The following is a 25269-nucleotide window of genomic DNA, read 5'->3' on the forward strand; positions in this document are numbered from 1 at the left end:
AAATTCAATCCCTAACCTATAATTTCCATTGACAAAAGTGATGGGGAAGAAGGTTAGGAGTGCATCTGACACTTATATATCTAGATACTTTTTGTATTGTTCTTTTCTTTGTTGAGGAGAAACACGACGATTTGCACTGGGAGATGGCGAATATAATATAAATACTTTATATACATTATTATTTATCTTTAGATTTTTTTCTTTTTTTTCATCCAATATAACTGTTTTTACCTTATTGTGGCAAATTTCTCTTCCATATACTTCTTTTAAAAGTTGAGTCATTTGTGTTTTTACACAATCACTAGTGTACAAGAGGGTGTCAATTTTTGGGTATTCAGCTAATATTTCATTAATAATATTTAAATGATCAATATCAATCAAGTCTTTGTCTGATGCAGAATCAGGTTTTCTTCTATTTGTTTTCAGCACAATATCACATATGCCAATACTGTTTTTTTCTAAAAAGTTTTTTCTTTTTTCTATCTCTTGAATAGAGTTTTCCTTTTTGAAATCAACTCCAGCAATTTCGCCGATTATATCCCAAAAATTATTGTCTTCGCTTCCATAATAGAAATTTACATCGCTTTCTGATAATTCTTTTTTTGCAAACCTTGGAGGCGGTATAGTACCTATAATCAATTTGGTTGCATTCTCTGGAACGTACGGTTTGAATGGATGTCTCTCTTTTTCAGTCATTGCTTTTCCTTGTGTGTTTTTGTTTTAGTATCATACCTGAAAAAATCATTATAAGATTTTATTTTTTTCACTTTTTTAACCTTTTTTTTAAAGTACAAATCTCGTTTATATTTTCTTTCTTGCACTTCATGCTCCACAAATCCATATGCTTTGTACATTTTTATCGCTCTTGAGTGTTTTTTAATGTCATACGTGTAAATATATAAAGTTTTCTTGTTCATATCTTGTGCCAGTTCTATGGAAAATTCCAGGAGTTTTTCCCCAAAACTTTTTCCTCTGTATGGGTCATCGATGCAAAACCAGCCAAGCCAGCAATCTTCTTGATCGTCTTCAACCTCGGTGTAAATTCCGGTAAGTCCTATGATTTTGGCCGATATGTTTTCTCTGGCAACCCAATAATGCAGGGTTCGTATATCGTTTGTTTCAAGTATCTCTTTACTCTCTCCCGGAGAGAGACTCACCCTTAAAAGCCTCTTTTCATCTTCATCGATATCCGTAAAGACGCGATCTCTTAAGTCTTCCGCTTCCCGAAGTGTCAAAAATGAGAGGGGCTCGATATAAAAAGGCAAGATGGTTTTTTGTTCATAAGTAGAAACGTCAATCTTGTTGGGCAAAGTTGCCAAGAACCTGTTTATCTCTTTTTGCGATAAACGGTTTCTATGCAAAGCGACAAATTCCAAAGATTGTAGATTCATCTGTACGGGCAGTTTCTGAATGTTGTTATCATAAAGAACAAGCTCTTTAAGATTTGCAAGACGGTTTATCTCGTTTGAAAGGTATGCGAGTTTATTTTCCTGCACCCATAGCACTTCCAGATTTTGGAGGGAAAATATCTCCAAAGGCAGAGCGCTCAAATGATTGTTCGCAAGATAGAGTTTTTTGAGGTTTTTTAAAACCCTGATCTGTTTTGGTATAAAATTCAGCTGAAAACCACTTAAGTTCAATATTTCCAAATTCAATAACTCTTTTTCCGAATATGGAAGTGTATTTTCGCCAATATGACACGCTTTAGCCCAGGAGATAAGCTTTTGAGCATCGTATTTATCGCGAGACTTCAGATTTTTCCCCGGAATGTCAAATTCAAGATGGTCGAGCACATCCATGAGGGATTCTGGAATATTCTCTTTTTCTTTTTCATTATTGTTGAACGCATCGATGAAAAATTCCAACTTATGATGCAAAAAACTCAATGAAAGCATTGCATGATAGTTGTCTATATATTCATTGGCGATGACGAGTCCAAACTGATTTGAACGACACACTTCGCTTCCTATGAAGGTAAGTATATTCGACTTTTTTACCGAGTAACTCAAGTCTATAGTGAGGACATATTCATCAACTTCAAAATTGGCCAATATGGCATCATGAAGTTGATAGATGATCTCACCCAACTCCAATACCTGAATAGGTCTTAGCAGTTCCTGGAAAATTTTGGCAAGAGCGTAATGGATGAGGCTATAACGATGAAGCGAAGAGTGATACTGCAAAAAGTCTCCTTCAGGGATTTTTCGAAAGTTACACACATAGTTTTAAAATTTTCTTAACAATGCTTTGAAAAAGGAGATGTAAGAAGTGGGGCAGGGCTCGAGTTTTGTGTTTTATTGCCCGATTATTGGGAAACTCAAGCCCCGAAGAACGGATGTATGAAGGGGTTTTACGCTTTTTTGACGAACTCCTGTTTGAGCTTGATGGCGCCGATACCGGGGACTTTGCAGTCGATGTTGTGGCCGTCGTTGCTTTCGACGAGACGGATGTTCTTGATCTTGGTGCCGGCTTTGATGGGGCTCGAGGCGCCTTTGACTTTCAGGTCTTTGATGACGGTGACGGCGTCGCCATCTTTCAGTACATTGCCGTGGGCGTCTTTGACCACCAGGCCCTCCTCCTGGGCGGGTGCGGTTTCGGGGTTCCATTCATGGGCACATTCGGGGCAGACCAGCAGATCGCCGTCTTCGTAGGTATAGGGGCTGCCACACTGGGGGCAGGGGGGAAGCTGTTGCATGAAAAGGTCCTTTTTTTTGCGTAATTATACCATTAACGACGCCCATCGACGCTTCGCTCTTTTTCACAAAATTTTTTTGCCCGAAAAAAGTGATGGATCACTCTCTTGTATTACAAAAACAGATCGAAAAAATAACAAAAACAAAAAATAATAAAATTAATTTATTTTAAAGACCAAAAGCTTTAAAATGTAGTTTTTCAAATGAAAGTCAGAAGGAGTCTGTATTGAAACTATCTTTCAAAAGTTGGTCGATGGCTTGTGTTACGGCCATTCTTCTATCGGGTTGTGGTGCCGCCAGCAATGAGGCCGATGCGTTGAGTCCGGAACAGAAACAAGCATTGTTTCAGGCGTTGATGCAGAAGATGCAACAACCCTCTTCCAGCCCCGTTCAAAAAAGCGCATCGTTGCACCATGCAGTAGAAAATGCGACCAAAACCCTTGATGAAAAGGAACTTCTGGCCAAAATCGGAGAGTATCCCTCTGCCGCTACCGGTATTCGTCTGGAGAGGAAATCGGACGGTTTTTTGCTCAATGGTGAGAAGATGTATGTCGATTTCGAAGGCCCGATCGTTCGGCTCGGGTACGATTGGCGAAGTGGTGACGCTTTTTATATCGTCAAACTTTCCAACGATACGTATCGAATCAAATATCAAAAAATGTTGAGTGGCCGGGATCCTCTAACTGTGGGTTTGATTAGAAGGGACGGATTGAGCATGCGTGTCGAAACGGTCACGGGCAAGCGCTTCAACGGACGAAATATCATTCCCACGTCCAAAGGTTTCGTGGTGACGAGAGAAAAAACGGCTTTCGTGTATGAAGTGGGCAAGCGTCCCGTTACGTTTATAGCTCCTGAAGGCTGGCATATCGCCGCTTTTCAAAATGGCGATGTCGCGACCACGGGATTCATTCTGCTCGAACGGGACGGTGAAAGCGAAACGGGCAACCCTTTCAGCGATTTGATGAAATCGACGGTGGAGCTGGGCAATGCTCTGGGAGTTACCACCAAAAGCGATTATATGTTGGTCAACATGAAAAATCCTACCCAACGAAAAATGATCAATGTCACCCTCGGAGAAAAAGAGGTGGCCCTCTTCTCCCAATGTAGAAAGCAGAACCGGTATGTGAGAATTTGCGATACGATGGAAATCAAAAAGAGCCTCTACCAGCCCAATGGTTTGAAAAACTTCAACCACTACTATTGGAACATTCACTGGTTCAAAGGAAAGAAAAACATTTTCTCGATTACCAAGGAGAGCAACAACAGGGTGGTGCTTGTGAGCGACCTGGAGCATAATCGTTCGGTGGAAGTGGCTTCCCGCGTCACCGGATTTCCCGAATATGTTGCAAAACAGAGTAGAGATGGTGTGGTCAAGGTGCATGTAGAAGGGGGATTGTTGCCTTCTGTAGATATCGACGATGCCGAAGCGGTTTTGGACGAAAGTATCTGATTAAACAGGGATAGGGCGATCCGTTTCGCATTGCCTCAGTTCACCGTCGTAAAGCAGTTGCCTGTTTTCGATCCGAACGAAAAATCCACGAAACTCCACGCCGTTTTCGAGCGCTTCGTAAAAGGTGTGCCGAAATGCTTCGTCCCGCTCGGGATGGGGCTCGAAGCAGTCGCAGGGGCGCAGCGCCATGATGAGCAGTATCGCGCCGTGGCCCGCCGCTTTGGCGGCCATGAGCTCTCGCAGATGCCTGACGCCCCGGGTGGTAGGGGCGTTGGGGAAGCGGCAGTGGCTTCGCTGCACCAAAGAGCACCCTTTGAGCTCCACGAAGGTATCGTCGGCCAGGTAGTCGAAGCGGCTGTCGCCGAAGCGCACCTCGTTGCGCACCGTATGGGGGACGAACCCCAATACCCCCAGTTCGATGGCCCGACGGGCGACAGGTGCGTGCAGGCGCGTGTTTACGAGTACCCATCCCTCTTCCATCCGCGCCGCCAGCAGGGTGTAGGCGGTCTTCATGCCGGGACGGTTCTTCAGCAGCCACAACGTTCTGCCGGGGGTAAGGATCTCTTCGAGCCGGCCCGTGTCGGCCACGTGGACCCGTACTTTTTCACCCGCCACCTCCGCCAGGGCGACGAAGCGGTTGAGTCTGTGCGAAAATTGTCCCGTTACCGGTTCGCCCAGGGTCGAAAGGTCGTATAAAATGTCGCCGATTTCGGGCATGGCCGGATCAGAACGCCCACATGATCTGGGATAGGATGATGATGAGCACCACTACCCCGAAGGGGAAGTAGTGGCTTTTGAAGAGCCAGGGGTTGATTTTGAAGATCTTCTGGTTGAAGCCGCGGATGCCGAGCCAGAGGCCGAAAAATGCCTTGACGAGCAAAATGGTCTGCATCGTCGTCAGCCCATCGGGCCCCACCTTGCCGAAGACGGTGGGAAACATGACGATGCCGGTACCCACGACGACGAAGAGGGCGTAGGGCACCACCTTGCGTACGTGGACCATGATCGCTTCGCGGCAGGCGGCCCCTTCCTCGGCGGGGAGGCCCTTTTGCATTTTCTGAATGAAGAGGATGTCGGTGAAAAGGAAGCCCCCGTAGACGAAGGCGGCGAGCAGATGGATCGTGTGGATCAGGGTGAAGAACATGGGACCCCTTTTTTGCACGCGATTATACTCAACCGTATCTCAAAAAAGGTTGTCCGAAGTCAATTGCCGGCCGGATGGGAGGAGACGGTACGTTTTGCGAGGTCGGCCGGGTAGCCTCTGTCGATTCCGAAGCGTTGGGCAAGGGAGGCGATTTGCGTTTCTGGCGGAGGTGCGGTCTCTTCCACTGCCCGGTTCCGGTGGTATGAGCGTTCCAAAAGCCTCTCTTCCCACATCTTCTTTACGATCGTTTCAGCCATATCCAATGCCGAAGAGACCTTGACGATTTCGCAACGGGCGTAGCGCGGCAGCGGAAAGTCGACCTCGGCGACGCGCCGCGTGATATCGGTGCCGGGGATCTGCTGGGCGCCGAAGAGCGGCACGGGTGTGGGTTCGGCGGCGGTGAAGCCGGGAATGAAACGTGCCAGGTGGGCGATGGCGGCGCGGGTGCGGGAGAGCGCCACATCCTCGGGCCAGCCTCTGTCGATCTTTTCGATGAAACGGCTGTCGAGCCTTGGCTGGGCGTAGCCCGATGGGGCGACGGCGAGGCCGCCCTCGAAGAGGGTGATGGTTTTGGTCATGCCGTGAAGCTGGAAGTGGCCGCCGGGGTAGGGGGTGAACTGCCCCATGCCCCGGGGGGTGCCCCGCTCGCCGTGGAAGATGATTTCGGGCCACGTTTCGCCGGTCTCCCACTTCGTGACGTAAGCTGCCTTGAACTCCACCATCCGGGGGCTCGTCACGCCGACCATCTCGTCGATCTCGCCTGTTTTGAAGCCCGCGGCATTGACGAGGTAGTCGAACCGTTCGCTTCGCGTCCCCGTTTCGTCGGTGTACGTGACGCGCCACCCCTCTTTCTCCTTTTCGATCCGCGCCACCGCGGTTCGGGTGCGCAGGCGGACGTAGGGCATCGCCTGCAATCTCAAGGTCGCTCCCGCTCCCAGCCTGAAGAGGTTCAGGCCGTACTCCTGTACCAGGATCAGGGGAAATTTGACGCGCGAAAAATCGAGATGCTTCGCCACAGGTACCATCCACTCGTCGACCGTTCTCGGCTTTTTTGGGGAAGGGCGTGCTTTCAGCGCTTCGAGCGTTTTACGGCCGTAGATCTTGAAGTACTCTTCGGGCGCACCCAGCAAGGCGTTTTCGGGATCTTTCGCGACAAGTTCTCCGTACACTTTTTGTAACATCTCCAGGCGCGACAGCAGGTCGGCGGGCTCGCCCGGGTCTTCGAGGGGGATGGCGATGACGGTGGGGCGGTAGTCGACGCTGCAGGGGTAGAAGCGCGCGAAGTCGATCGACTGTTTCAGGAGCGCCACGCACTGCGCGTCGGAAATTTCACGGTAGAGGTTGCCTCCGGCATGGAGGTGGCAGAAGGGCGGGCCGCTGACGAGACTCTCGCGTTTTTCCAGAAGCGTCACATCGGCTCCTGCGCCGCCCAGCTTCAGCGCCGCCGTCACCCCCGCCACGCCGCCGCCGATGACGGCGACTCTCACCGCGTTCTCATGCGCCATCGTTTCCCCCTTTTTCGAGGTAGCCGAGGATCTCTTCGAACCGCTCCGCGACGGCGTCGGGGGCGTGCAGGGCGATATCTTCGCCGTAGTTGTAGCCGTAGGTCACTCCCACGACCTCGATGCCCGCCGCTTTGGCGGCGAGGATGTCGTTTTTGGAGTCGCCCACCATCAGGGTGTGCGCAGGCGGTACGTCAAGAAGCCCGCACAGATGCAGCAGCGGCATCGGGTCGGGCTTCTTTTTCGGCAGGGAGTCGCCTCCCAGGATCGCATCGAAAAACGTTTCCAGCGCCAGCGTTTCCAGAATCGGTGAAACGAAGACGTGGGGTTTGTTGGTGGCGATGGCCAGTCGATGGCCGCGCGTATGGAGTCTTTCCAGCGTTTCTCGCACACCGGGGTAGAGGCGGGTGCGGCGGCAGAGATTTTGGGCGTAGCGGCCCAGGAAAATCTCCAGCGCTTCCTCGAACAGGGCGTCGTCGAGCTTTTCGTCGATCGCGGTGGAGCCGCTGAGGGCCCGCTTGACGAGCGTCCGGGCACCGTTGCCGACCCAGCCGCGGATCGTCGTTTCGTCGAAGGGTGCGTGGCCGAGCGTTTCGAGCGTACGGTTCACCGCGTCGGCCAGGTCGGGCGCGCTGTCGATCAGCGTGCCGTCGAGGTCGAAGATGATCAGTTCTTTTTTTCTCATAAGCATCGTGGATTTTCCGCTTTTTTTGGCGGATTATAGCGAGCACGATATAATACCGCCATGAATGAAGAGCGAACGATCAAGCCTTTAAGGCTCAGACCCGAAACCGTAGAAAACCTGCACCTCTTTTCCGAAATTCTGAAAAAGCCGCCCGAGCGGATCGTCGAAGAGGCACTGGAGGCATACTTCGATATCGTCCAGAAAGAGCTGATGGAGAAGAACCTGATGGACGAGAACGCCCAGACCAACCTCAGTTACGACGAATTCTGGGAAGGAGTGGAGCTGGACGAGTCATAGCCTCATCGATACGAAGTAGCGCATTGGAGATGATCGAATCGATCGAGAGCGAAGAGTCAAATATCGGACTCCAATCGGACGTTTTGATACTTCGGTCGCAGAGGTTCGCGGCGCTTTACGCTACAATGGCGGCAAAAACCAAAAAGGAAAAAAAATGAAAAAAGAGCTCAAACGGACCAAAAAGGCTATCGAAGAACTGTTGAAGGTGCTGGGAGATACCGAAGAGAGTCTCGACGACATCAACCAGGCGATCGTCAAAACCCATGAAAAGGTGACGAAACTGGAAGAGGAGGTGATGCAGCTGGTCACAAAAATGCAGCGCCTCGAACGCAAGATCCACAAGAAGCTCAACAAAATCGCCAAAGTGAAGCGGCTCATTCTCAAAGCCGATACCGACCGGAAGCTCAAGATGTACGAGAAAGATTACGATCGGCTCGTCGAAGAGCTCCAGACGCTGGAGAAGAAGTATAAGAGATTCCATGAAAAGTACGAAACGCTGGTGCTCAAAGAGGAGAAGGCGGTGGAGAAGGAGATGGCCCTCGAAGAGGAAGCGGCCCGCATTTCCGAAGAGCGGTACCATGCCATCGCGGCGGTTCAGGAGTCGATGGGCCGTCTTTCCGGCAAACTCAACCGCTACTAAACCCCTTCCGGGCTCTCGGGCCCGCCCCCTTCAAACTCAACTCTTTTTCAGCAGCACCCCCGCCGAGACGATCAGCCCGATGCCGAGCCAGACCCATATGTCGGGAAATGGATCGCCAAGCATCCAGCCGAAGCCGATGGCGAATGGGATGTTGGTGTAGCTGACGACACCGACGATGCCGGCGCGGCCGAGACTGTATGCTTTGGTGAGTAGCCACTGCGAGAGGGTGGAGATGATTGCCATAAAGGCGATGAGCGCCCAGGTCGTGTTCGATGCGGGCAGGGTAAACTCCGGAAAGAGAAATGCCAGTGTCTCGGGGGCGTCGACGAATGGGGCAACAAGAAAGAGCAGCAGCGGCAACACGGTACCGAGTCCGACGAATGAAAGGACGATGACGCGGGCGTCGTAAATGTCGCGGATGCGCTTGATCGTGGCGTAGGCACAGGCAGCGAAAAAGCCGCCGAGAAGCCCAAGAAAATGGTCGTAGCTCATCGAAAAACCGGCCGGTTTCGTAATGAAGAGCACACCCGAAAAGCCGACGACGAGTGCGAGGATGGCGTAGGTGTTCAGCCGCTCTTTCATTAGAAAAAAGGCGAGGATCGCGACGAAGAGTGGGGAGGTTTTGTTGAGCGTGATCGCTTCACCAAGCGGAATCGTGGTGATCGTATAGAAAAAGAGGATCATCGCACTGAAACCGAAGAACCCGCGCATCAGGAGCAGATGGAGCCTGCCTCCGGGCAGAGCAGCCGGTGTATGACGAAGCGTAGCTAGGATGATGAGCACGCCGATCATATTGCGGAAAAAGACGATCTCCATGGCGCTCATCCCATCTCCAAGAACTTTGGCTACGGCACCGTTCATGGCGGATATGAGGGCGCTCGCGAGCATAAAGAGGATGCCCCTGTCGATTGTATTGAGTCTGTGGACTGTCTCTCTCATCTTCATTGCACTCCAGAAATTTGAAGCGGCATTATAGCAGGTTGGATGTGGTGGAAGTGCTCTTTTCGATAAATTTCATCAATTTGTCTATGCGCATCGGTTTTGCGAAAAGGTACCCCTGGTAGAGATCGCACCCTTTTTCAACGAGCCAGGTGTATTGTCGACGCTCTTCGACACCTTCCGCGACGATGTCGAATCCGAGATTTTTACCGAGTGTGATAATCGCGTTGACCATCGCTTCCGACTCTTTTTCGGTAAGAAGCGTGTCGATAAAACTTTTATCGATTTTCAGTTCATCGATCGGGAGTTTTTTGAGCAGACTCAAGGATGAGTAACCGGTACCGAAATCATCGAGTGCAATACGCACCCCTTTTGTCTTGATCTCCTGAAGCAGTCGGACAATCTGTTCCAGCTCCTCGATAAAGAGCGATTCTGTGATCTCAATGACGATGCGGGATGGATCGAAACCGGTTTCTTGAATCTCTTCGAGGAGCTTTCCAGTGAAATCGTTCTCATGGAATTGACGAATCGATACATTGATCGAAACGAAGAAGTTTATATCACACTGTTTTTGAAGGTTTCCGATCTCTTCCAATGATTTTTTCAGAACGAAATGGCCGATTTTCGGCATCAGGCCGCTCTCTTCCGCGATTTGAACAAACCGGTCCGGCGGAACGTTTCCAAGTTTTTTACTTTCCCAACGGATCAGTGCTTCCACGCCGTGCAGATCTCCGTTTCGATCGATTTGAGGTTGGTAGACCACATAAAATTCCTCTTTTTCGAGAGCGCTTCGGAGCTCTTGTTCGATGATGCTGTTTCTGTCACGAAGTGCTTTGAATTCCGTGCTAAAGAAGGCGAAACTGTTTTTTCTCTTTTTTGCCGTGTACATTGCGATATCGGCGGCACTGAGCAGTTCGAAAAGCTCTTCTCCATTATCCGGATAGCAACTGATGCCGATGCTGACACCGAGAGTGAAAACCGTCTTGCCGATCTGCATCGGTTTTGAAACCGACTCGATGATTTCGCCGGCTATTTTCGCGAGGGATTCCTGCCGACATTCCGGGAGGAGCAAAATGAATTCATCCCCTCCATGGCGGATGAGCAGCGTATTTTTCGAGAGTGTCGATTTCAACCGTTTTGCCACCTCGACCAGGATGAGGTCACCGTAGTGATGGCCCATCCTGTCATTGATGTTTTTGAAATTGTCGAGATCGATAAAGCAGATGGCGAAAGGTGGCGCATCGGGATAGATCCAGTTGCGTATGGCACGCTGTAGGAAGATACGGTTGGGCAGATCTGTCAGTCTGTCGTGAAGCGCCTGATGCAGAAGCTCTCTTGTGCGTTTTTTTTCGATGGTATCGATTGTTCTGAAAAGATAGAAGACGATAGCCAAAACAATAAAATAGAGTATGAGAATATTGCGCCAGGCGGGGAGCAGTTCGCTGACCACGTGACGGAATGGAAGATGGTAGTGGATCCAGAGCCGATAGCGGGGAAGATAGTACCATGAAATAAGCTCTTTTTCATGCAAAAACGAAGGAAATGTGATGAGAGCACATCGGTCCGATTTTCGCAGATCTTCCAGATGCATGCCGTTTTCTCTGAAAAGAGCTTCTTCTATTTTATCGATTCGCTCGGTATCGAGAGGACGATTATAAAACCGAGGGTATCGCGATGCCGGTTTGTCGCTTTGATAGATACGGTACCAGCTTTTGTCGAGAACGATACTGAGTATGGTGTTGGATTTGACCTGTTCTTTCCAGATTGTAATGGCGTCGTCGAGTTTCAGCCCGATAGAGATGACGGCGAGTACTTTTCCATCTTGCGTGCGGATGGCCTTTCTCAAAGGTAAAATCCAAGTGTCTATCGCGTTGAGGTAATAGACTCTTCCGGGAACCATATATTGACTGTCAAGTGCCTCCAAGAATGTTTGTCTGCTTTCGGGCTGCTGTTTGAGATTGGGAATTTTTTCAGGATCGTTGTTGCTGCTGACGATATAGACGTTTCCATCGGGATCACTGATGGCAAATCCTGCAATTGCAGGATTGATTTTCATGAGACGGTCGAAAAGTGCTTGAAGGTGTTCTCTTCGAACAGTCCGTCCGCTTCTTGTAATCTCGGACCCCAGCAGGTCGAGCAGCATCTCCTGCTGCATGAGATAGTGAAGTGTCGTACTCTGTGCAGCTTTGCTGAGATATACCAACTCCGTACGAAATTTTTCGAGACTGTTCCTGTATTGGGCATATCCGATGAGCAACAAAAGAAAAAATCCGATAATCGCGAGCGTATTGAAAAGTGTCCATAGATTTTTTTTGAACAGATATTTCAACAAGCGGATCCTATGAAAATTTATGGCGCTATTATAACCTGAATGTATTACGTATTTGTTAATTCGACGCTCTGAATAAATATCGATCGGAATCCGCTCTTTTTTGCACCATTTATAGTGATTGTAATACTTTTTAAGCTACCATCCGAAAAATTATCTTGTAAAGGGTCGGAAATGATGCCATTTTCAGATGAAGATATCTATACTGCCGTCAAAAATCATCTGCCATCCGTCAGCGAGTATGTCAAATCCCATGGCGGAGGGATCAAGCTTATGGGTGTCAAAGATGGAAAAGTCTATATTCAGCTTACAGGAACCTGCCACGGCTGTTCGATGAGTCTCATGACAACGAAAATGGTTGTTGAAAAAAGGCTTAGAGAGCTGATTCACCCGAATCTTGAAGTGGTGAATGTGGAGATAGGACAAGAGGGCTCTCTCCCTGAAGACCTCGTATCCGACACCGAAGGGGATGAGTCCGAAGTGAAAAAAGAGAGTTTGGTCCAAAAGATAAAAAAAATATTTTAACGCCAGTTCTGAAAAAGGAGAAGGTGTGCGGCGTATATGGATTTTTGCAGTGGTCGCGTGCATGGCTTTCGGCGGAGAGATTCGATACGGTGACGGCACGTTCGAGATGGAAGGCGGGTTTTTGGGGCTCACTGTGTCGAGATCTACAGATATAGAGAGTTATTCTCTGGTGGAACAGCACAAAAATATTTCAGATTCGGTGTGGTACTATGCCTACAATCTCACATGGTTTGATTCGAAAAGACTCCAACAGGCCAGCCAGTCGTTGGTGACGGGGGGCGAGCCGTATGCGACGTCCGTCATAGAGATGCCATCGCTCGATTACCGTTTCGAAGGGTTCGATGCAGAGGGTGTTGTCGGATACGACTTTTATCATGATTCGGAGAGGACGTATGCGGGTGCAGGGTTGATGTTCGGTCTCTCTACGCCATGGATCGATTCGCAAAAGAGTGGCGACAGCAGCACGGATCCGGCGTATGACGACCTTTACGAAAAGAGTAAAACGGAGATTTTGACATTTCGGGTAGGACCAAGCATACAGGTGTCGAAAGCGCTGGGAAGTATCTTTTCGATTTACGGTTCCGCGACGATCGGCTATCAGTTCGGTTCCGTGAAAAACGATTATGCCCGTACCGACTCGAATGTGCAGGGTTGGTTCGATGCCGTGGATATAGGGCTTCGGCTTCAGGCTCTCTCGTATGACAAAGATATGGGGTGGTTTACATTGAGTCCGAGACTCTATGCGACGGCAGGGTTTCGTTACACATATTGGCAGCTGAAGGATCTCGCTGTCGATACCAGTGGAAGCGGTATCGCGTTTGGCGAAAGCGATTTGAAAATGTCGACTTCCACCGTGTATGCGGCTATCGGCTACGCTTTTTGAGAAAAAGTGAGACTGATAAAAGTGACGAAAAAGGGTAACGGGTAGAAAATGGTTGCGGCATCGGTGAAAATTTTTCTGTATGATCTGAAGAATTCGTTCAAAGACCTCGTTCCGATCATCGCCGTCGTTACCTTCTTTCAGGCCGCCATCGTCCAGGCCATGCCTGAAAACCTCTTTTCCATCGTTGTCGGTCTGTTTATCGTCGCCGTCGGATTGGCACTCTTTATCCGGGGCCTTGAACTCGGGATTTTCCCGATCGGTGAAAATCTGGCGATCGACTTCGCCAAAAAAGGGTCGCTTTTCTGGCTGCTGCTCTTCGCGTTCACCATCGGCTTTTCGACGACGGTGGCCGAGCCGGCACTGATCGCCATCGCCGATAAGGCGGCGGCGATCAGTGCCGGCAAGATCGATGCCTTTTTTCTGCGCATGACCGTCGCCTTTTCAGTCGGTTTCGCCATCGCACTCGGAGTCTTTCGCATTCTGACCGGCCATCCGATCCATTACTATATCATTACGGGCTACGTTCTTGTCGTCGGAATCACCTTCTTCGCCCCAAAAGAGATCATCGGTCTGGCTTACGACAGTGGCGGGGTGACCACATCGACGGTGACGGTACCGCTCGTCGCGGCACTCGGTATCGGCCTGGCCTCTTCGATCAAGGGGCGGAATCCTGCCATCGACGGCTTCGGGCTCATCGCCTTCGCTTCGCTCACTCCCATGATCTTCGTACAGCTTTACGGCATCATCGTCTACGCGTTTGCACCTGAAAGTGCGGAAACCGCATTTGCCGTCATGGAAGAAGCGGTAAAAGCGACAGTCGAAGCGAAAGAGCATTTCGACCCGTGGGACATTCTTTGGGACCTGGTCGCCGTGGTCAAAGATGTGCTTCCGATTTTGGCTGTCATCTTCTTCTTTCAGTATGCCATCATCAAGAAAGCGGTAGCTCACCTGCACAAAATCGTCGTCGGTATCGTACTTGTCATCCTCGGTCTTTACGCTTTCATTCTCGGCCTCGAAATGGGACTCTTCCCGATCGGAGAGACGATAGCCTTTCAGCTGACGGGGATGAAGAACGATCTGCTCATCTATCTCTTCGGTTTTCTGATCGGCTTTTCGACGACGATGGCGGAGCCGGCGCTTCTGGCCATCGCCATCAAAGCAGAAGAGGTGAGCGAGGGGCGAATCAACCAAAAAATTCTGAGGATCGCGGTCGCGACCGGAGTCGCGATCGGCATCGCGTTGGGAGCCTACCGTATCGTCACAGGAGATCCCATTCACTACTATATCATCGTCGGATATCTGCTCGTTATCGCGATGACCTACTACGCCCCCCGCTACATCATTCCGATCGCTTATGACAGCGGCGGGGTGACCACATCGACGGTGACTGTACCGCTTGTGGCCGCTCTGGGGCTTGGGCTCGCCGAAAATATCGAAGGGCGTAATCCGTTGATCGACGGCTTCGGGCTCATCGCGTTCGCGTCGCTTTTTCCGATGATTACAGTGATGGGTTACGGTATCTACGCCCATTATCTTGCCAAAAAGGAGGCATCATGAAATTTGTTGCGCTGGTGGCCATCGTGCCTGAAGAGAGAGAAGAGGAAGCGGTGGGGCTCGCCAAGAACGCCGGAGCGGGTGCCGTGACGATTCTTCGTGGACGCAACCTCGGCCTCAAGGAGAAGAAGATCTTTTTCGGTTTGACGCTCGAAGAGAATGTATCGCTGCTTCTGTTCGTTCTTCCACGAAGAATTTCGATGCGCGTACTGAAGGCACTCGTGAACGAGATGGATATGCAAAACGACGAAAACAGTTCGTTGGCTTTCACTGTGCCGGTTGGACATGTGGCGGGTTTGAATATCGAAGTGCTTCACAAATTCGAAGACGAAATAAAAAATTTGCTTTAAGCAGGAGGTTTATGATGCTGGTAGAAGAGGTAATGACACCCAAAGAGAGATTGGTGATCGTATCCCCGATGGCGCCTGTACGCGAAGCGTTGCTACTGATGAAAAAACATCAAGTCAAAGCGGTGATCGTGGAGAAGAGTTCTGAACATGGTGCCTACGGGCTGGTGACATTCAAAAACATTTTACAGTCGATCGTAGCGGAGGATGGTGACATCGACCTTCTCAACGTCTACGACATCGCTTCCACACCCTCCGTCTCGGTCTCGAGAAAACTCGATATGAAGTATGCCGCACGGATGATGGTCAAAAACAGTATAAAACGGCTGCTCGTGATCGACGAGAATGAGATCTACGGCATTTTGACAATGAGCGATATCATCGGGGTGCTATTGAATGAAGTGGAAGATTAGTGGTTTCAGTAGAGGATTTTCGAAGCATCGACCAGAACGGTTTTCTCATCGGTGCCCGCTTCGTGCAGTGCGATGATGAGACGTTCAATGATCTCTTCCGGTGTCGTTTCCGTCTCGCCGAGCTCCATAATGGCCGCGCGCACTTCTCCTTCGTGAATCTCTTTGGCGAAGAGGCGGAGAATCTTTCTGAAAGCGATTTTCCCTTTATCGATGGGTGTGTTTTGATAGATGACGAAAAAGAGGTTTTGGTCGAGGGCCATCACCATATCGGTTTTCCGTGTATACCGCTCCAGTGTCAACAGCATTTTCAAAGGTGCCTGGACGAGCACGGTGCTTGAACTCAGCCCGTAACGTTCGTAATCGTACTGCGCCATGTCGATATAGTTGGTGATCAGCGGTTTGACCTGCCGCAGCATGATTTTCAGACGCGGATTTTTTCGGATAATTTCATTCATAGCATTATTGTACCATTCCTAATTAAATATATCGTCATTTGGTGTTCAAATGTTATGTTATAATAAATTATTATAGCTTGACCAGGGAGGTATCGTCGTGGCTGGAATCAAAGCGCTTTTACTGGATATCGACGGGGTTTTGTACGAAGGCGAAAACGTGGTCGAGGGAGCACTGGATGCGGTACGGATTTTGAGCGGGCGCTTTCCCGTCCGATTCATCACAAATACGACACGAAAGACCCATGCGATGGTCCATGAAAAACTGCGAAGCATGGGTTTCGACGTAGAGAGCGGTTCCATTTTTACCGCACTCGATGCCGCCAAGTCGTACCTCGAACAAAAAGATGCGACCGCCTATCTCCTACTCTATCGCAACGTGGCTGGCGAATTTGCAGAGTACCTCGGTGAACACCCCGACTATGTTGTCGTAGCAGATGCCTACATCGACTTCACTTATGAAAATCTCAACACGGCTTTCCGTCATTTGATGGATGGGTCGAAACTGCTCGCCATCGCGAAAAACCGCTATTTCAAAGACAAAGACGGTGCTCTCAGTCTCGACGCCGGCGGGTTCGTGGCGCTGCTCGAGTTCGCGGCACAGAAAGAAGCGACGATTCTGGGAAAACCGAGCCGCAACTTTTTTCATCTTGCCGCCGCATCGATGGGAGTGGAGCCTTCCGAAGTTCTCATGGTTGGCGACGATATCGAAAGCGACGTTCTCGGAGCGCAAAGAGCCGGTATGAAAGCGTGTCAGGTCAAAACGGGAAAATTTCGGCCCGAAGATCTTCAACGAGGTATCGAACCCGATTGTCTTCTCGATTCAATTGCCGATTTGCCGGGGATGCTGCTCGAATGAGCGCTTAATCGGTTTGGCGATATAATAGCCGTTAAAAAACAGGACAAAATGATTCGAGTTATAAATACGGGCGGGACCTTCAACAAACGCTATGATCCGGTCAACGGTTCGCTTTTCGTTCCTGCGGACGATGAAGCGGTGGAGGCGGCGGCCGCTTCTTTGCGGCACGGGTGTGAAATGAAGATCAGCGGGACGATCTACAAAGACAGTCTCGAGATGGACGACGCCGACCGGGATCTTCTGTGTGAGATCGTGGCGAAAGTAGAGGAGAAGGCGATCGTCGTCGTGCACGGGACCGACACGATGGACCGAAGCGCGAAGGCGCTGGATAGATGGCTTGGCCGCTCACACGACAAACGGGTGGTACTGACGGGGGCGATGGTGCCCTTTTCCATCGATCCCGTGGAGGCGACGGCCAACCTGGCGATGGCGGTGACGGCGGTTCGGTTTCTGGAACCGGGGGTCTACATCGCGATGCATGGCCTGGTGTTGCCATACGAAAAGATCCGGAAGAATCGGGAAGTTGGCATTTTCGAGGCGGTCGTGCCGTGAAGTGTCTCGTTTTCTCGACCCACCGGCAGATCCGCGACTACGTGGCCGAACACGACAACACCATCTTGCCGAAACTCTACACGATCGACGAGTTCCTGAAGCGCTGCGTCGTCGTGCCCGAGCGTGTGTTCGTGGACGAGGCGACCCGGGTGCTCTATCTCTACCGGGCGATCGAAGGGGTCGATATCGGGAAACTGGGATTTGAAAAGAGTTTTTTGAGTTTCGTGCAAAACAGCACCTTCATCTTCCGTTTTTTCGAGGAGCTCTTTGCGGAGCGGGTGACGCTCGACGCGATCCGTATGGCGGACACCTATGCAGATTTCGAGGACCATTTGAGGCTTCTGGAAGAGATCTACAGCCGCTACAGGGCGCTGCTGGAAAGCGAAGGGATGGCCGACCGGATAACGATCGGCGACTATCGGCTGGGTGAGCGTTTTCTGGAGCAGTTCGAGCGCATCGACCTTTACGTGGAGGGGTACCTGAGCCGTTTCGAGATCGGTGTGCTCGAAAAGATCACGACGCCGCTGCGGCTGCATTTCGTTTCGACCCCCTTCAACGCGAAGCTGATCGACCGGCTGGGGATTGAAGAGCGGCTGCCGGTCGATTACCGGTTCGAGCTCGACTGGCAGAGGCGGAAGATCGCAAACCGTGCACCGCTGCCGAGGCTGAAACGCGAGCGTATCGACGTGGCGGCTTTCGAGGAGCGGATCAACCAGGCGGCGTTCGTGCTCAAACAGGTGGACCGTTTCATCGAGGATGGGGCCGTTCCGGACCGGGTGGCGGTCATCGTCCCGGACGAGGGTTTCGCGGAGTATCTGAAGCTCTTCGATGTGGCGAAAAATTTCAACTACGCGATGGGGACCCCATTCGTGCAGAGCGGCTACTACCGGAAACTGGCCGACCTCTACGATGCGCTGACCGATGCGAAAGCGAGTGCCAAGGCGAAGATGGCCGGCAGTGTAATCGCCGAAAAGTTCGCCAAAGTCGACGGATTCGATAGTTTTCTGGAGTTTTTGCAGACGGTTCCTGCGACGCCCAGGGAGATGGAGGCGATCGACGAGGCGATGTTCATGTTCAAACGGTTCGCGCCGCTGCTGCGGCATGAAAAGCCGCTCCATCTGCTCCACAGCTGGCTGCAGCGCATCGAAGGGTTGCAGATCGACGACGTCGGCGGGGGGCGGGTGACGGTGATGGGGGTGCTCGAGAGCCGCGGCAAACGGTTCGACGGGGTTGTCATCGTCGATTTCAACGAAGAGGTGGTTCCGAAAGTGAGCGAAAAGGATCTCTTTCTCAACTCCGCCATCCGAAAACATGCCGGGATGCCGACGCGAAAAGAGAAAGAGAATCTTCAGAAAAACTACTACTACCGCCTGCTGCAAAACAGCGAGCGCGCGGCGATCTGCTATGTCAAAAACGAAGAGAAGCTGCCGAGCCGCTTTCTGCTGGAGCTTGGGCTCGAAGAGGCCGAAACAGAGGATGTACGCTACCGGAGCATCATCGCACCGCAGAGCGAACCTCCCGTCCGCTACGACGCTGCGATCAGAGCCGAGAACCTCTTTCTTTCAAGGCCGAAGCTGACACCATCGCGCCTCAAAGACTACCTCGTCTGCCCCCGCCGTTTCTACTACAAATATCTTCAGGGTATCAAAGTGGAAGCGGAAGAGGAGGAACCCAACATCGGTACGCTGATCCACGAGGCCCTGGAAAAGGGTGCCAGAGAAAAAGAGAGGTTCGACAGCTGGCAAAGCTACCACGCCTTCGTGATGGACGCACTCTACAAAAGGGCCGCCTCGCCGCTTCAGAGGTTCGAGATTTCACTCGAGTGGGAGCCTAAACTTCGCGCCTTCTGCGAAGCCGATTTCGAAGCGCTCAAAGGGTTCGAGCAGGTTCGCCTCGAAGCGTGGTGTCCCGTCACATATGGTGGATTCGAACTGAGCAGCAGAATCGACCGGGTCGACCTGGGGGAGAGGGTTGTGCGGCTTATCGACTACAAAACGACATGCTCCATCGACAAGACGGTGGAGGACGAGAACGATTTTCAGCTCCTTTTTTACAGGCTCTGGGCCGAGTCTGTCTATCCAAACAGGCGCATCGAGACACTCTACTGGGATATTTGCGGCAGCAAGGTCGTGACGGTCGACACGGCACCGCAAAAAGAGCGGTTGGAAGAGATTTTGACAGCGATGAAGCAGGAGAATCGTATAGAGTACGCGATGACCGATGAGGTGAAGGCATGCCGTTATTGTGACTACAAAACTGCCTGCGGGAGGGATGGATAATGCAACGGCTCTATGCACTCAGCGCCAGTGCGGGCAGCGGCAAGACCTTCGCACTGGTGGCGCGTTACCTCGCGCTTCTGTTTACGGGGGCGAAGCCCTCCGAAATTCTGGCCATCACCTTTACCAACAAAGCAGCGGGCGAGATGCGCGAACGGCTGTTGGGCTCCCTGCGGGATATGCCCGAGGCTATGGCGCAGGAGGTGGCGAAGATGAGCGAGCTGACTCCCGAAGCCATCGAGGCGAAGCGGCCGGAGATTTTCCGTGCCTTTTTGCAGAGCGACCTGAAGGTGATGACGATCGACAAGTTTGTCCATCAGGTGCTGAGAAAGTTCTGCTGGTATGCGGGGCTTCAGAGTGACTTTACCGTGGAGGCACAGCCAAGAGATGCCTTTTTCGAGCGCTTTTTGGAGGAGCTGGACGAGGGGCGCTACCGCGACCTGATCGATTTCGCCCGTTTCGAGGCGCAGAAACGGCAAAACATCGCCGATTTTTTCGAGCTTCTATACGAAAAAGAGAAAGAGCTGCCGCCCACGGCGTTTCGTGTGGAGCCCTACGACGAAGAGGCGGCGATGCGGTGGGCGTTCAAGATCAAGGAGTTCGTCCTGAGCGGCAACTTCAGTGCGACTGCCAAAGGGATGATGCAGTTCGAGAATCTTCGCGAGGTGGTCGAAAAGGGGTGGTTCGGCAGAGAATCGCTCAACTACCGCACCTTCTCCAGGGGGTTTGTGGAGGAGATGGATGTATGGCTCCACAACCTCTACCGCGAAACGGCCTGCTATTACGAAAGAAAAGAGCAGTTCTTTCTGGCACGTATGTTTGGCCTCTACGACGCCTACCGCCGGAGCAAACAGAACCACCTCAAGCGCACCGGCAAACTCCACTTCAAAGATATCGAGCATCTGGTCTACGAACTGCTGCGCCAGAGAGCGTTTACCGACTTTCTCTATTTCCGCCTCGATGCGCGGATCGGGCACATCCTCTTCGACGAGTTTCAGGACACTTCGGTGACGCAGTATCGGATCTTCGAGCCGATCATCGAAGAGATCGCCGCGAGCGAGAACGGCCGCACCTTCTTCTACGTCGGCGACACGAAGCAGTCGATCTACCGCTTTCGCGGCGGGCAGAAGGCGCTTTTCCACCATGTCGCCGAGCGGTTCGGCATACCGGTCGGATACCTCGAGACCAACTACCGCTCCAAAGCGACGATCGTCGATTTCGTCAACCGCACTTTCCCCTATGTACAGCCGCCACAGAAAGCCCACAAAGCGGGGGGCTACGTGGAGGTGGCCGAAGCGGCCGAGGTGCTCGAGAGTATGGGAGATGCGCTACAGCGGCTCTTCGACGCGGGTGCGGCGGACGAGCAGATCGCCGTGCTGGTGCACGACAACAAAGAGATCCTGCAGGTGGGCGACGCTATCGCCGAGCGTTTCGGCAAGCCCATCGCCACCCACAAGCGGGCCAAAGTGGCCCAGCAGCCGAGTGCCAAGGCGCTCATCGAGCTGATGCGGCTTATCTACGCGAAGCAGAAAGGAATGGAAGGGGCGCTGCACCGTCTCAACTTCCTCTCGCTCATCGGCCGCCCCTACGACGAAACCTTCAGCCCCGATATCCCATTGCAGCGCCCCGCCGCGATGATCAAAGCGGCGATGGAGCGCTACAAGCTCTTCGACGAGGCGGCGATGAAACTGCTGGAGTTTGCGATACCGCTGCACGACCTGAACGAATTCGTCTACGAGATCGGGAACTACGAAGAGGAGCTGCCGCCCAAAGAGGTTGCGGGCATCAACGTCCTGACGATTCACAAATCCAAAGGGCTCGAGTTCGAACATCTCATCGTCCTCGACCGCCTGGGGCGCAGCCGTAACGATACGTCGCCTGTTATTTTCGACTACGAGGGGATCGAACTCAAGGCGGTGCGGATGAAGTTCAAGAAGCGTGAACTGATCGACGAAACCTTCAAAACCGTTGCCGACAAAGAGAAGCGGCTGGCTGCAGAAGACAGCATGAACAAAATCTATGTCGCCTTCACCCGTGCCAAAAACAGCCTCTTCGTCATCAAAAAACCCAAAAATTCCGTTTTCGACTTCCTGGAACTTCCTCCACAAACCATCGGCCGACTCGAAACCGAAACTATGCATCATCTACCCTCCATCCACCAGACTCCCTTGACGCTGAATGTCAGAGATTACGGCCGTCAGGAGGTCGCACCACCGCTCGAAACCTACAAAGCGAACGACTTCGAGGCGATCTTTCTGGGGCTCGGTGTCCACTACCTCTTCGAAACCGGAGACGAAGAGGCCTTTTTGAACCGCTACGGAGCGCTGTGCGACAAATCCAAAGCACTGGCACTGGCCGAAGCGGGTGAGGCGAACCTGGAGTATAGGATGCTCACCGAAGGCAAAAAGATCCATGAACTCCCCTATGTCTACCAAGGCAAGCCGGGGATCGTCGATCTTTTTGTCGACCAGGGGGATCGCGGCGTCATCATCGATTACAAAACCACGACGCCGCACGATATGCAAAATTATATGCAACAGCTGCGGCGCTACAAAGAGGCACTGCAACGTTTGATGCCTAAATTCAAGGAGATCGAGGCCTATCTCTACTTCCTCGACAGGCTGGAGTTGGTGAGGTTAGAAGGTTAGAAGGTTGGAACCGAGTTTTCAATACTGAATAGCTTGTTGCTTCTTACCCATTCACCTTCCCACCAGGCTCTCGAAGGCGCGTCTCACCATATTTTAATATCTCCTGTATTATGCTGTAGAAAACAGTATGTAAAAGGAGGTTGAGATGGTAGCCGATGCATGGCTTTCGAAAGAGTTGAAAGATCAAAAAGTTCTCTGTCTGGCGTGTGGCCACGCCTGTAAACTCGAACCGGGTGAATACGGCAAATGCGGTGTCCGGGTCAATGAAAATGGAAAGCTCAAATCGACGGTCTATGGTTTGGCGGCTGCGGTGCATGTCGATCCGGTCGAAAAGAAACCGCTTTTTCATTTCCTGCCAAGTTCCGATGTATTCTCGATCGGGACGGTCGGATGCAACTTCTGCTGCAAGTTCTGCCAGAACTGGGAGATCAGCCAGCATCCGCAGACGCACAATCACGAGGTTTTCGGCCGTGAACTTCTTCCAGAAAAGATTGTCGAACTCGCCATCGAGAGCGGTTCGAAGTCGGTCGCCTATACCTACAACGAACCGATCGTCTATTTCGAGTACACTTACGATACGGCGAAACTCGCCAAAGAGAAGGGGCTGAAAAATATCTACGTCACCAGCGGTTTCGAGACACGAAAAGCGATCGACGAACTCGCCCCCTATATCGATGCGATGAATATCGACATAAAATTCTACGACGACGAGAGTTATCAGAAGATCAGCTGTGCCCGCCTCAAGCCGGTGCTGGAGGCGATCAAATACGCCCATGAAAAAGGGATCTGGATCGAAACGACGACCCTGGTCATCCCCGGTGTCAACGACAGCGACGAAGAGCTGCGGGCCATCGCGAAGTTCCAGGCCGAACTCGACCCGGATATGCCATGGCACATCTCCCGATTCCACCCCGACTACAAGATGCTCGATGTTCCTCCAACACCCATAGAGACGCTGGTCCGCGCCTACGAGATCGGAAAGGAAGAGGGACTCAACTATATCTATGTCGGGAACTATCCCGATGCCGACAGGGAGTCGACCTACTGTCCAAAATGCGGATTCAAAGTGATCGAGCGGCAGGGGTATATCGGTGAACGCGTCGTCAACCATCTGGACGAAGAGGGAACGTGTCCCAAGTGCGGTCACCACATCGCGGGCGTCTGGAAATAGCGGACGGTTCCGAAGCCGAAAGAGGGAAACTTTTTCCGGAAGAGGAAAATTGGAAAGGTTTTTGCTTTAGAGTGACGAACAACGCAAAAACAAAGGCTGTATGTGGAGCTTGACCATCCGCTGGAATCCTGCACGCTGCTATATGTCGAGAACGATAAGGAAGCACGCAGGTTTTTCATACCTTTTTTGGCTCCACGTGTCAAAACACTTTGGGTGGCACACAATGCGAAAGCGGCGCTCGATCTTTATGAAAGACATCGTCCCGATATCGTTTTGACCGATTTGAAGATGCCGAAAATGGACGGTGTCGAACTCGCGAAAATCATACGGCGGGAGGCGCGTGAGACTCCCATCGTTTTGATGGCCGCTTTCAGCGAACAACACCACCTGTTCGCCGCCATCGAAGCGAGAATCGATGCCTTTGTTCCCAAACCGGTCAAAGTGAACGAACTGCTCCGTACGCTCGAGGATATTGCAAAAAAAATCGTTTATGACCGGGTACAGTCGCAGGTACAGGCCAAAATGGCGCAGCACTATCTGGCGATCGAAGAGGAGGCGCTGCTTATCTATATCGATAAAGATGGCCGGATCAAACAGGTGAATGAATCGATGGCGCTTCGGCTCAACTATCCGCTCGATATTCTGATCGGGGAACCTTTCGAAAGTCTTGTTTTCAAAGATGACCACTTCAACCGATATTATCCGCTCTTCGAGGCAATCAGGAATGGGGATAGCTGGCACGGTGAGCTACATCTTGTCACGCAGCTCGATCATGAGTTGATTTTCAAGGCCACCTTGGTGCCGATCTACGAGATCAACAGTACCTCTTTTCAACTCATGCTTCTGCTCGAAGATATTACGGAGCTCGTCAATTACAGAAAAATCCTGAAAAACGAATTGGACGAAACGCAAAATACACTGCAGGAGAAGATCCATTTTCTCGAACAGTATCAAAATGCGATTAACGAAGGGACCGCTATCTGCCGCTTTCTGGAGGACGGAACGATACTCAAAACCGACAGCCGTTTCGATGAGATTTTCGGATACGAGAAACGTGAGCTGGTGCGTCGCTCTTTTTACCAACTCTGTCCCAATATAGAAAAGAAACTTCGTCTAAAAATCAAGGAAACGGTCCAAAAGCGTACTGTATTGAGAAGCAGGATTCGCTGCCAGGATAAAGAGAACATCATCCATGTGGCCGATTCTGTTTTTATTCCGATTTATAAAGTCAATGGGAAAATCGAGGAGATTATAAGTATACACAACGATATCACCGATATTATAAAGCTCAACGAAGAGATCAAAAATACGCAAAAAGAGCTTCTTTATATTCTCGGAGAGGTGGCGGAAAGCCGATCACAGGAGACGGGGTATCATGTCAAGAGGGTTGCGGAATACAGCCGGATATTGGGACGGCTCGCCGGTTTGAGCGATGAAGAGGTCGACCTGTTGGGGATCGTCGCTCCGATGCACGATGTCGGCAAGATCGCGATTCCGGATGCGATACTGCTCAAACCCGGAAAACTGGATGCCGAAGAGCGTGCCATCATGCAGACACATGCATCGATCGGCGGTGAACTCTTTGGCCATTCGGAACGCCCTTTTATGAAGGCGGCGCGTATCGTCGCGCTGGAACATCATGAAAATTACGACGGCAGCGGGTACCCAATGGGGAAGAAGGGGCGAGAGATCCACATTTTTGGCCGAATCGTGGCGATAGCGGATGTATTTGATGCCTTGAGTATGGACCGTGTCTATAAAAAAGGGTGGCCGATCGAAGAGATAGTCGCTTTTTTGAAAGAGGAGAGGGGGAGAAAGTTCGATCCCCATCTGATCGACCTCTTTTTGAAACATCTGGAGCTCTTTCTTGCAGTACGCGACAAACAGAAGGATATTTTTTGAGAAGGGTT

General features: G+C 51.3%; 24 protein-coding genes. 14 read left to right on the forward strand and 10 right to left on the reverse strand.

All coding sequences use genetic code 11. From position 1 onward, the window contains the following. Positions 1-72: 72 nt before the first annotated feature. The 3 genes from QUD54_RS10185 to QUD54_RS10195 all read right to left on the reverse strand — a co-directional run bounded on the left by QUD54_RS10185 (position 73) and on the right by QUD54_RS10195 (position 2695). Positions 73-696, reverse strand: a complete 624-nt coding sequence (locus tag QUD54_RS10185; protein WP_286336625.1) for a uracil-DNA glycosylase family protein — start codon at positions 694-696, stop codon at positions 73-75. Further along, entirely contained in the window at positions 693-2087 is a 1395-nt protein-coding gene (locus tag QUD54_RS10190) for a GNAT family N-acetyltransferase (protein WP_286336626.1), read from the reverse strand. The genes QUD54_RS10185 and QUD54_RS10190 overlap by 4 nt, the downstream gene beginning before the upstream one ends. Before the next feature lie 263 nt (positions 2088-2350). After that, complete coding sequence (locus tag QUD54_RS10195) at positions 2351-2695, reverse strand: zinc ribbon domain-containing protein YjdM (protein WP_286336627.1); 345 nt, start codon at positions 2693-2695, stop codon at positions 2351-2353. 251 nt (positions 2696-2946) lie between these two features. Here QUD54_RS10195 and QUD54_RS10200 point away from each other — a divergent pair, with 251 nt between their 5' ends. Continuing rightward, a complete protein-coding gene (locus tag QUD54_RS10200; RefSeq protein ID WP_286336628.1) occupies positions 2947-4143 on the forward strand; it encodes a hypothetical protein in 1197 nt (398 codons plus the stop codon). Here QUD54_RS10200 and sfsA read toward each other — a convergent pair whose 3' ends face one another. The 4 genes from sfsA to QUD54_RS10220 are packed head-to-tail and all read right to left on the reverse strand — an operon-like array spanning position 4144 to position 7474. Next, entirely contained in the window at positions 4144-4860 is a 717-nt protein-coding gene (sfsA, locus tag QUD54_RS10205) for a DNA/RNA nuclease SfsA (protein ID WP_286336629.1), read from the reverse strand. A gap of 7 nt (positions 4861-4867) precedes the next feature. Further along, a complete protein-coding gene (locus tag QUD54_RS10210) occupies positions 4868-5287 on the reverse strand; it encodes a hypothetical protein (protein ID WP_286336630.1) in 420 nt (139 codons plus the stop codon). 59 nt (positions 5288-5346) lie between these two features. Then, a complete protein-coding gene (locus tag QUD54_RS10215; RefSeq protein WP_286336631.1) occupies positions 5347-6792 on the reverse strand; it encodes an FAD-dependent oxidoreductase in 1446 nt (481 codons plus the stop codon). Then, positions 6782-7474 carry a phosphoglycolate phosphatase gene (locus tag QUD54_RS10220; RefSeq protein WP_286336632.1) on the reverse strand — a complete coding sequence of 231 codons (693 nt, stop codon included), beginning with the start codon at positions 7472-7474 and terminating at the stop codon, positions 6782-6784. The genes QUD54_RS10215 and QUD54_RS10220 overlap by 11 nt, the downstream gene beginning before the upstream one ends. A gap of 60 nt (positions 7475-7534) precedes the next feature. Here QUD54_RS10220 and QUD54_RS10225 point away from each other — a divergent pair, with 60 nt between their 5' ends. Together QUD54_RS10225 and QUD54_RS10230 are read left to right on the forward strand one after the other, a co-directional pair. After that, a complete protein-coding gene (locus tag QUD54_RS10225) occupies positions 7535-7771 on the forward strand; it encodes a hypothetical protein (RefSeq protein ID WP_286336633.1) in 237 nt (78 codons plus the stop codon). A 154-nt stretch (positions 7772-7925) separates the two neighbouring features. Continuing rightward, positions 7926-8411 carry a coiled-coil domain-containing protein gene (locus QUD54_RS10230; RefSeq protein WP_286336634.1) on the forward strand — a complete coding sequence of 162 codons (486 nt, stop codon included), beginning with the start codon at positions 7926-7928 and terminating at the stop codon, positions 8409-8411. Positions 8412-8447: 36 nt separating this feature from the next. Here the strand turns inward: QUD54_RS10230 and QUD54_RS10235 are convergent, their stop codons facing one another. Next, positions 8448-9350, reverse strand: coding sequence for a DMT family transporter (locus tag QUD54_RS10235; RefSeq protein ID WP_286336635.1), 903 nt, complete (start codon positions 9348-9350; stop codon positions 8448-8450). Positions 9351-9381: 31 nt separating this feature from the next. Beyond that, positions 9382-11679 (reverse strand): bifunctional diguanylate cyclase/phosphodiesterase, encoded by a 2298-nt coding sequence (locus QUD54_RS10240; protein WP_286336636.1) that lies wholly within the window; start codon positions 11677-11679, stop codon positions 9382-9384. Between the two features lie 174 nt (positions 11680-11853). On the opposite strand from QUD54_RS10240, the gene QUD54_RS10245 reads away from it, so the two are divergent. Genes QUD54_RS10245 through QUD54_RS10265 form a run of 5 tightly spaced genes read left to right on the forward strand, consistent with a single transcriptional unit; the run spans position 11854 to position 15401 of the window. Then, positions 11854-12204, forward strand: a complete 351-nt coding sequence (locus tag QUD54_RS10245; RefSeq protein ID WP_286336637.1) for a NifU family protein — start codon at positions 11854-11856, stop codon at positions 12202-12204. 25 nt (positions 12205-12229) lie between these two features. Further along, positions 12230-13087, forward strand: a complete 858-nt coding sequence (locus tag QUD54_RS10250; RefSeq protein ID WP_286336638.1) for a hypothetical protein — start codon at positions 12230-12232, stop codon at positions 13085-13087. Between the two features lie 48 nt (positions 13088-13135). Next, on the forward strand, positions 13136-14644 hold the full coding sequence (locus QUD54_RS10255) for a DUF1538 domain-containing protein (RefSeq protein ID WP_454771250.1): 1509 nt from the start codon (positions 13136-13138) through the stop codon (positions 14642-14644). After that, a complete protein-coding gene (locus QUD54_RS10260) occupies positions 14641-14991 on the forward strand; it encodes a transcriptional regulator (protein WP_286336640.1) in 351 nt (116 codons plus the stop codon). Before QUD54_RS10255 ends, QUD54_RS10260 begins: the two co-directional genes overlap by 4 nt. An 11-nt stretch (positions 14992-15002) precedes the next feature. After that, positions 15003-15401, forward strand: coding sequence for a CBS domain-containing protein (locus tag QUD54_RS10265; protein ID WP_286336641.1), 399 nt, complete (start codon positions 15003-15005; stop codon positions 15399-15401). A gap of 5 nt (positions 15402-15406) precedes the next feature. Here QUD54_RS10265 and QUD54_RS10270 read toward each other — a convergent pair whose 3' ends face one another. Beyond that, positions 15407-15856: a hypothetical protein gene (locus QUD54_RS10270; protein ID WP_286336642.1), complete on the reverse strand. Its 450-nt coding sequence runs from the start codon at positions 15854-15856 to the stop codon at positions 15407-15409. A gap of 97 nt (positions 15857-15953) precedes the next feature. Between QUD54_RS10270 and QUD54_RS10275 the strand changes: the two genes are divergently transcribed. The 6 genes from QUD54_RS10275 to QUD54_RS10300 all read left to right on the forward strand — a co-directional run bounded on the left by QUD54_RS10275 (position 15954) and on the right by QUD54_RS10300 (position 25261). Beyond that, complete coding sequence (locus QUD54_RS10275; RefSeq protein WP_286336643.1) at positions 15954-16712, forward strand: TIGR01458 family HAD-type hydrolase; 759 nt, start codon at positions 15954-15956, stop codon at positions 16710-16712. 48 nt (positions 16713-16760) lie between these two features. After that, positions 16761-17264, forward strand: coding sequence for an asparaginase domain-containing protein (locus tag QUD54_RS10280; protein WP_286336644.1), 504 nt, complete (start codon positions 16761-16763; stop codon positions 17262-17264). Further along, positions 17261-19543, forward strand: a complete 2283-nt coding sequence (locus QUD54_RS10285; protein ID WP_286336645.1) for a PD-(D/E)XK nuclease family protein — start codon at positions 17261-17263, stop codon at positions 19541-19543. Before QUD54_RS10280 ends, QUD54_RS10285 begins: the two co-directional genes overlap by 4 nt. Beyond that, positions 19543-22188 carry a RecB-like helicase gene (locus QUD54_RS10290; protein WP_286336646.1) on the forward strand — a complete coding sequence of 882 codons (2646 nt, stop codon included), beginning with the start codon at positions 19543-19545 and terminating at the stop codon, positions 22186-22188. Before QUD54_RS10285 ends, QUD54_RS10290 begins: the two co-directional genes overlap by 1 nt. Positions 22189-22333: 145 nt before the next feature. Next, positions 22334-23359, forward strand: coding sequence for an AmmeMemoRadiSam system radical SAM enzyme (amrS, locus tag QUD54_RS10295; protein ID WP_286336647.1), 1026 nt, complete (start codon positions 22334-22336; stop codon positions 23357-23359). A gap of 102 nt (positions 23360-23461) precedes the next feature. Continuing rightward, on the forward strand, positions 23462-25261 hold the full coding sequence (locus QUD54_RS10300; protein WP_286336648.1) for a response regulator: 1800 nt from the start codon (positions 23462-23464) through the stop codon (positions 25259-25261). Positions 25262-25269: the final 8 nt, after the last annotated feature.

Source organism: Hydrogenimonas cancrithermarum (assembly GCF_030296055.1).
GTDB classification, from domain to species: Bacteria; Campylobacterota; Campylobacteria; order Campylobacterales; family Hydrogenimonadaceae; genus Hydrogenimonas; species Hydrogenimonas cancrithermarum.

Excerpts from the sequence above, each read along its gene's own strand:
- QUD54_RS10195 (WP_286336627.1), bottom strand. The coding sequence starts at position 2,695 with ATGCAACAGCTTCCCCCCTGCCCCCAGTGTGGCAGCCCCTATACCTAC.
- QUD54_RS10235 (WP_286336635.1), bottom strand. The coding sequence starts at position 9,350 with ATGAGAGAGACAGTCCACAGACTCAATACAATCGACAGGGGCATCCTC.
- sfsA (WP_286336629.1), bottom strand. The coding sequence starts at position 4,860 with ATGCCCGAAATCGGCGACATTTTATACGACCTTTCGACCCTGGGCGAA.
- QUD54_RS10215 (WP_286336631.1), bottom strand. The coding sequence starts at position 6,792 with ATGGCGCATGAGAACGCGGTGAGAGTCGCCGTCATCGGCGGCGGCGTG.
- QUD54_RS10185 (WP_286336625.1), bottom strand. The coding sequence starts at position 696 with ATGACTGAAAAAGAGAGACATCCATTCAAACCGTACGTTCCAGAGAAT.
- amrS (WP_286336647.1), top strand. The coding sequence starts at position 22,334 with ATGGTAGCCGATGCATGGCTTTCGAAAGAGTTGAAAGATCAAAAAGTT.
- QUD54_RS10230 (WP_286336634.1), top strand. The coding sequence starts at position 7,926 with ATGAAAAAAGAGCTCAAACGGACCAAAAAGGCTATCGAAGAACTGTTG.
- QUD54_RS10210 (WP_286336630.1), bottom strand. The coding sequence starts at position 5,287 with ATGTTCTTCACCCTGATCCACACGATCCATCTGCTCGCCGCCTTCGTC.
- QUD54_RS10260 (WP_286336640.1), top strand. The coding sequence starts at position 14,641 with ATGAAATTTGTTGCGCTGGTGGCCATCGTGCCTGAAGAGAGAGAAGAG.
- QUD54_RS10280 (WP_286336644.1), top strand. The coding sequence starts at position 16,761 with ATGATTCGAGTTATAAATACGGGCGGGACCTTCAACAAACGCTATGAT.
- QUD54_RS10225 (WP_286336633.1), top strand. The coding sequence starts at position 7,535 with ATGAATGAAGAGCGAACGATCAAGCCTTTAAGGCTCAGACCCGAAACC.
- QUD54_RS10290 (WP_286336646.1), top strand. The coding sequence starts at position 19,543 with ATGCAACGGCTCTATGCACTCAGCGCCAGTGCGGGCAGCGGCAAGACC.
- QUD54_RS10255 (WP_454771250.1), top strand. The coding sequence starts at position 13,136 with ATGGTTGCGGCATCGGTGAAAATTTTTCTGTATGATCTGAAGAATTCG.
- QUD54_RS10220 (WP_286336632.1), bottom strand. The coding sequence starts at position 7,474 with ATGAGAAAAAAAGAACTGATCATCTTCGACCTCGACGGCACGCTGATC.
- QUD54_RS10245 (WP_286336637.1), top strand. The coding sequence starts at position 11,854 with ATGATGCCATTTTCAGATGAAGATATCTATACTGCCGTCAAAAATCAT.
- QUD54_RS10265 (WP_286336641.1), top strand. The coding sequence starts at position 15,003 with ATGATGCTGGTAGAAGAGGTAATGACACCCAAAGAGAGATTGGTGATC.
- QUD54_RS10200 (WP_286336628.1), top strand. The coding sequence starts at position 2,947 with ATGGCTTGTGTTACGGCCATTCTTCTATCGGGTTGTGGTGCCGCCAGC.
- QUD54_RS10270 (WP_286336642.1), bottom strand. The coding sequence starts at position 15,856 with ATGAATGAAATTATCCGAAAAAATCCGCGTCTGAAAATCATGCTGCGG.